Raw genomic sequence first — 5,900 nt, forward strand, 5'->3', positions numbered from 1 at the left:
ACAGGAAAGTATCGTGGATCATCCGTGCGGGGGGTCGACGTCGCGCCGAGCCGCCGCGCTACGGCGTCCAGCCGCGCACCGCATACAGCAGGGTCGCCGCTGTTTCGTACACCACATCGGCGAAAACAAGCCGTCGGGTCTCCGGGCGATCGAGGCGGGAGAGCGCGTACTCCCGGGAGGCCGCGGGGGCGCACAGCACGGGCAGGCCGGCGTGCTCGACCGTCGCGCAGGCGCGCCGGGAGTGCAGCGGTGATGTGACCAGCACGACACGGCGCCAACGGCGCGTGCGCGCCATCGCCGCAAAGGCCAGCGCTTCGTCGCGGGTGCTGTGTACGTTCGTCACGAAGCGGAGCGTCAGATCGGGGGCCATGAGCTGCGCCAGCTCGCGTTGGTCCCGCTCGGAACTCTCGACCGACGGATCGGCGTCGTCCCCCACCACGGACAAGGCCAACACGGGAATCCCAAGCCGGCGCGCCTGCTGGACGCCGCTGATGAACCGCTCGAGGGCGGCGCCGGTGATGCGCCCCTCGGAGGTCACGCTACCCGACAGGATCACCACTGCGTCGGGGACGCCGGCTGCCGCCGACATGCCCATCGCCGCATCGCGCCGCACGAACGGCGCCGTCAACGGCCTCACAAGCGGCGTGTAGGAGACCAGCATCAGCACCGTACCAAGCACGCCGGACGTGAGCCAGAGCCACGACCCGCGGCTCGACGTGGCCAGCAGCGCGCCCACGAGCATCAGGGCCAGGCGTACGGTGGCCGGCGAGGCGCCGATGGCGGTCCAGACACCGAGCGCAGCGGCGATCTGCATGATGGCCAGCCCGAGCACGGCGCCGGCACTACGAATCAACCACGCGGGGGCGCGCACGCCGACATCGGCGCCGCGCCCCCGGAGCAACAGATCACTCACGGCCGATCACCGGGCCGTGGGCGACCGGCTTCATCATTGTTGGTCCTGCGTTACGCGCTGGCCCTTCGGCGGCGTCTGATACTTGTCGAACCAGCTGCGCAGATAGAGCTGGGTCCGGATGAAGTTCGACGGGGTCGAACTCGTGCCGTGCCACTCGTTGTTGAAGCGGATCATCGCCGTTGGCACCTTCCGGATCTTGAGCGCTTCGTAGAACTCCTCCGTCTGGCTGATCGGCGTACGCAGATCGTTCACGCCCGTCATCAGCATCGTCGGGGTCTTCACGTTGCCCACGTACATCAACGGCGAGCGCTTCAGATGTTCGCTGGGATCGTCCCACGGGTACTTGGCGAAGTTGTAGTACCAGCTCGACCCGTCGGTCGTGCCCACGAAGCTGAGCCAGTTGATCACCGGGCACATCGACGCCGCCGCGGCGAAGCGGTCGGTGTGGCCCACGGTCCAGGCGGTGAGCACGCCGCCACCCGAACAGCCGAACACGTACAGGCGATTGCTGTCCACGAAGCCGCGGTTGATCACCGTGTCCACACCCGCCATGAGATCGTTGTAGTCCTTGCCGGGATACGCATTCTTGATCGCGTTGCCGAACGCCGAGCCGTAGCCCGTCGAGCCGCGCGGATTCGTGTACAACATCACGAAGCCGTTCGACGCATGATCCTGTCGCGAGAAGTTGAAGCCCACGTTGTACATCGAGTGCGGGCCGCCGTGAATCTCGAGCATCAGCGGATACTTCTTCGTGGCGTCGAAGTCGGCGGGCTTCACCACCCAGCCCTGAATGCGCTGGCCGTCCACGGAGGTGTACCACACCTCTTCGGTCGTCGCGAGCTTCTTGCCGGCCAGCACATCGCCGTTTACATCGGTCAGCTGCTTGATAGCCGGTGTGCGCACATCGAACGCTACGATGTCGTTGGGCTTCATCGGCGACGTGGCAACACCCACGGCCATGAAGTTCCGGTTGATGTCAGTCACCGTGAGCACGTGCGCGCCTTTCGTGACCACGCGGACGTCGCCCTTGAGCGATACGAAGTAGAGGTTCCGCGATCCTTCGTTCTCGACGTTGAAGTAGATGCCGCTCGCATCCGGCGCCCACATCATGCCACTCGGTGAACGATCCAGCTTCTCCGTGAGGGCGCGCGCGTTCTTGCCGTCGGCGTCCATCACGTACATCGTGGCGTCCTTCCACGTGGCGTCGGTGCTGTCGTAGCCGGTGTACGCAATGAAGCGTCCGTCCGGCGACGGCACCGGCGAGTTGTCCGGACCGTTGCGCGAGGTGAGTGCCGACACGGCGCCGGTGGCGATGTCGACCTTGTAGATGTCGCTCTGGCGCCAGGCGTATTCCGCGTCGGGCGTGCGCAGCGACGTGAACACGAAGCTCTTGCCGTCGGGCATCCACGTGGTGCCGTTGGCGGCCCAGTCACCGCTCGTGACCTGGCTCGGCGTGCCACCGTCGGCGGGCACCGTGAACAGCTGCCGCAGTCCATCTTCGAGGAAGCCCTGACGATCGGCGCGATACTTCACCTTCGTGACCACGCGCGGCGCCTCCGTCCACTTAGCGCCACGCGGTGGCGTCGGCATCGCAATGCGCCACGTATCGGTGCCGCGCACCAGCATGCCGAAGCCGATCGTCTTGCCGTCGGGCGACCATTCGACATCGGCCGGCGCCTCTGTGAGGCGCGTGACCTGTGTGGTCGCGCCCTCGGCGTCCATATAGCGCACCCAGATCTGCGCGCCCCCCGGTTCACCGGGGGCGACGTACGCAATGCGCGACCCATCGGGCGACCACTTCGCATCGGCGCCCTTCACGAGGAAGCGGTTCTTGGTGCCGTCGGCGTTCATGATCCACACCGACGATTCGCGCTTGTCGTTCAGCTGGTCGATCCAGGTGCGTGTGTAGATGATCTGCCGGCCGTCGGGCGACATGGTGGGCGTGGCGACATCTTCCCAGTTGAAGTAATCGGCGATCGTGAGCCGATCCTTCGGCAACGTCGGCTGCGCCGCACTCGGCGCGGGGGTCAGCACGGCGAAACACAGTGGCGCCGCGAGCAGGACGGCGCGGGTGGTGCGGCTCATCACTACGGACATCGGTTCCTCCGGGAGGGGCTCGAAAACAAAAACGCCCCCAATGCTGGGGGCGGATCGGCAACTTGGCAACGATGAAAATGGGTTACTGCTTGAGGGAGTCGGCGAAAGCGAGCAGTGAATCCCGCACATCGGCGCCGGCGACGCCGACCAGACGGCGCACGCCCTTCCACTGCCGGATGAGCGGCGAGCGCTCGGAAATGCGCGTCTCGATGACGCGGCGCTTCGACGTGCTCGCATGCACCATGCGCCCTTCGCCCACATAGATGCCGATGTGCGAAATCCGCTTGCCGCGACCGAAGGTGAGCAAGTCGCCCGGCTTCAAGGCTGCGAGATCCTTGGGCACTTCCTGACCCATCGTGGCCTGCTTCTGCGCCGTGCGGGGGAGCATCATGTCGAGCGCGCCCATCACGTACTTCACCAGACCGCTGCAGTCGAGCGCGAGATTGGGCTTGGTGCCGCCCAGCTTGTAGCGCGTGCCGATCTGCCCGCGCGCCTTTGCCACGATCGAATCGCGAAGATTCTGCGCCGATGCACTCCACGCCGCGAAGGGCTTCCGGCTCTCGAGCGTCTCGACCGACTGACCTTCGGCACGCGGTGCGAACGCGACGAGCGCGCCACACAGGCTGAGCGAAAGGAATTGGCGGGAGCGTGAGATCACGGTGCGCGTGCTCGGGGGGCGAGGTCTGTCCGGAGGAGGGAACCTAGCCCAGCCATGGCTGTCACGCTACCGGCCGGTATCACGGTACGGGAAACATTCGGTTCACCCCGGGCCCCCGTGTCGGCCGCTCCCGGATTACCGGATGCCGAGTGCCTTGTGGGTCTGCACGGACAGGCGCCACTGAGGATGGGCCAGGCAATAGGCCAACGCCGCCGCCGTGTTCTCGGCCGCCTGCGGGCCGTCCATGGGCTGCAGCAGGAAATGCCGGAAGGCGAGCCCCTCGAAGCGCTCGGGCATGGCCGTGGGCTGCGGGTACACCAACTTGAGCTCGTCGCCCGACGTGAGCACCAGCGGGGCCTGCGCCTTTGGGCTCACGCACACCCAATCCAGCCCCGTGGGCGGCGGTTGCGTGCCGTTGGTCTCCACCGCGATCTCGAACCCCTCGGCGTGCAGGGCCGCGACCGCCGCGTCGTCGAGTTGGAGCAGCGGCTCACCGCCCGTGCACACCACGAAGGGGCGCACCCTCGCGGGGGCGTCGGCCGGCCAGCGGCTCTTCACGAAGGCCGCCAGTTCGGCGGCCGTCGCGAACTTGCCCCCGTCGGGGCCAACGCCCACGAAGTCCGTGTCGCAGAAGGTGCAGATGGCGCTGGCCCGGTCGGCCTCGCGTCCCGTCCACAGATTGCACCCGGAAAATCGGCAGAACACGGCGGCGCGTCCGGCCTGTACGCCTTCTCCCTGCAGGGTGTAGAAGCACTCGCGAACCGTGTAGGCCATGGCTCAGGCTCCGGTAACGTACGCGATGGGATCGGCCGATCCCGCGTCGGCGAAGCCGCGCAAGCGGAGCTGGCAGGCGTCACAGTGGCCGCAGGCCGCCCCGTCAGGGGCGGGGTCGTAGCAGCTGGTCGTGATCGAATAGTCCACGCCAAGCTCCTGTCCCAGGCGAACGATGTCCGCCTTGCTGAGGTGCTGGAGCGGGGCGTGGATCGTGAGGCGCTGGGTGCCTTCCACGCCGGCCCGGGTAGCCAGATTCGCCATCTGCTCGAACGCGGCGATGTACTCGGGCCGGCAGTCGGGGTAGCCCGAATAGTCGAGGGCGTTCACGCCAATGAAGATGGCCTGGGCGTTCAGCGTCTCCGCCCACGCGAGCGCGAACGACAGAAAAATCGTATTGCGGGCCGGCACGTAGGTCACCGGGATTTCGTCGGACGGATGCGTGACATCCCGGTCCTTGGGCACAGCAACATCGGCCGTCAGGGCCGAGCCGCCCCACTGCCGCAAGTCGATGTCCACCACCACGTGCTTCGCGACGCCGTGAGCGGCTGCCACGCGGCGGGCGGCGTCGATCTCCAGCGAATGGCGCTGACCATACCGGAACGTCATCGCATACGGCGTGAACCCCTCACGCCGTGCCACGGCGAGCACCGTCGTGGAATCGAGTCCGCCCGACAAGAGGACGACGGCGGGACGGGACATGGGGATGGCGTCGGGCGACGCGGACGCGGTCGGGAGAGCAGGCATTTCGGTAAGATAGCCAATTAACTTGCCTCGATGATCGAACTGCTCTCTGATCCGCAGGCGTGGATTTCCCTGCTGACGCTGTCGGTGCTCGAAGTCGTCCTGGGCATCGATAACATCATTTTCATCTCGATCCTGTCCGGTAAGCTGTCGCCGTCCGATCAGCCCAAGGCGCGCCGATTCGGTCTCATGGGCGCCTTTCTGTCGCGCGTGGCGCTGCTGTTGTCGATCACCTGGGTGATGCGGCTCACCGAACCGCTGTTCGCGGTGCTCGGTCGCGCGGTGTCCGGGCGCGATCTGATCCTGATCGTCGGTGGCCTGTTCCTGATCGGCAAGGCCACGATGGAGATCCACAGCAAGCTCGAAGGGCCCGAGGAGTCCACCACCGTCACGAAGGCCGGTCGCTCCCTGTGGGGCACGGTGGCCCAGATCGCCGTCATCGATATCGTCTTCTCGCTCGACTCGGTGATCACCGCCGTCGGGATGGCCGATAGCGTCGTGATCATGATCGCTGCGAACGTCATCGCCCTGATCGTGATGCTTGCGGCGGCCACCCCGATCAGCGATTTCGTGGACCGGCACCCCACCGTGAAGATGCTGGCCCTGTCGTTTCTGGTGCTGATCGGCACGAACCTCGTGGCCGAAGGGTTCGGGCAGCACATCTCGAAGGGCTACACGTACATGGCGATGGCCTTCTCGGTGATCGTCGAGATGCTG

General features: G+C 66.4%; 6 protein-coding genes. 1 reads left to right on the top strand and 5 read right to left on the bottom strand.

What is annotated here, in order from left to right:
- Nucleotides 1-58: 58 nt before the first annotated feature.
- The 5 genes from ACIRA7_RS14205 to queC form a co-directional block, all read right to left on the bottom strand.
- Entirely contained in the window at nucleotides 59-913 is an 855-nt protein-coding gene (locus ACIRA7_RS14205) for a YdcF family protein (RefSeq protein WP_396221506.1), read from the bottom strand.
- Nucleotides 914-946: 33 nt separating this feature from the next.
- Nucleotides 947-3,010 (bottom strand): S9 family peptidase, encoded by a 2,064-nt coding sequence (locus ACIRA7_RS14210; RefSeq protein WP_396221507.1) that lies wholly within the window; start codon nucleotides 3,008-3,010, stop codon nucleotides 947-949.
- 82 nt (nucleotides 3,011-3,092) lie between these two features.
- A complete protein-coding gene (locus tag ACIRA7_RS14215) occupies nucleotides 3,093-3,668 on the bottom strand; it encodes a C40 family peptidase (protein WP_396221508.1) in 576 nt (191 codons plus the stop codon).
- Nucleotides 3,669-3,803: 135 nt separating this feature from the next.
- Nucleotides 3,804-4,442 carry a 7-carboxy-7-deazaguanine synthase gene (queE, locus tag ACIRA7_RS14220; RefSeq protein ID WP_396221509.1) on the bottom strand — a complete coding sequence of 213 codons (639 nt, stop codon included), beginning with the start codon at nucleotides 4,440-4,442 and terminating at the stop codon, nucleotides 3,804-3,806.
- Nucleotides 4,443-4,445: 3 nt separating this feature from the next.
- On the bottom strand, nucleotides 4,446-5,141 hold the full coding sequence (gene queC, locus ACIRA7_RS14225; protein ID WP_396221511.1) for a 7-cyano-7-deazaguanine synthase QueC: 696 nt from the start codon (nucleotides 5,139-5,141) through the stop codon (nucleotides 4,446-4,448).
- A 75-nt stretch (nucleotides 5,142-5,216) separates the two neighbouring features.
- Between queC and ACIRA7_RS14230 the strand changes: the two genes are divergently transcribed.
- Nucleotides 5,217-5,900: TerC family protein (locus ACIRA7_RS14230; RefSeq protein ID WP_396221510.1), on the top strand; the 684-nt coding region annotated here is incomplete at its 3' end.

The sequence above is a fragment of the Gemmatimonas sp. genome, from assembly GCF_044376735.1.
Lineage (GTDB): Bacteria > Gemmatimonadota > Gemmatimonadetes > Gemmatimonadales > Gemmatimonadaceae > Gemmatimonas.

What these genes read in the sequence shown, in the direction of transcription:
- ACIRA7_RS14210 (WP_396221507.1), bottom strand. Translation starts at nt 3,010, where the DNA reads ATGTCCGTAGTGATGAGCCGCACCACCCGCGCCGTCCTGCTCGCGGCG.
- queE (WP_396221509.1), bottom strand. Translation starts at nt 4,442, where the DNA reads ATGGCCTACACGGTTCGCGAGTGCTTCTACACCCTGCAGGGAGAAGGC.
- queC (WP_396221511.1), bottom strand. Translation starts at nt 5,141, where the DNA reads ATGTCCCGTCCCGCCGTCGTCCTCTTGTCGGGCGGACTCGATTCCACG.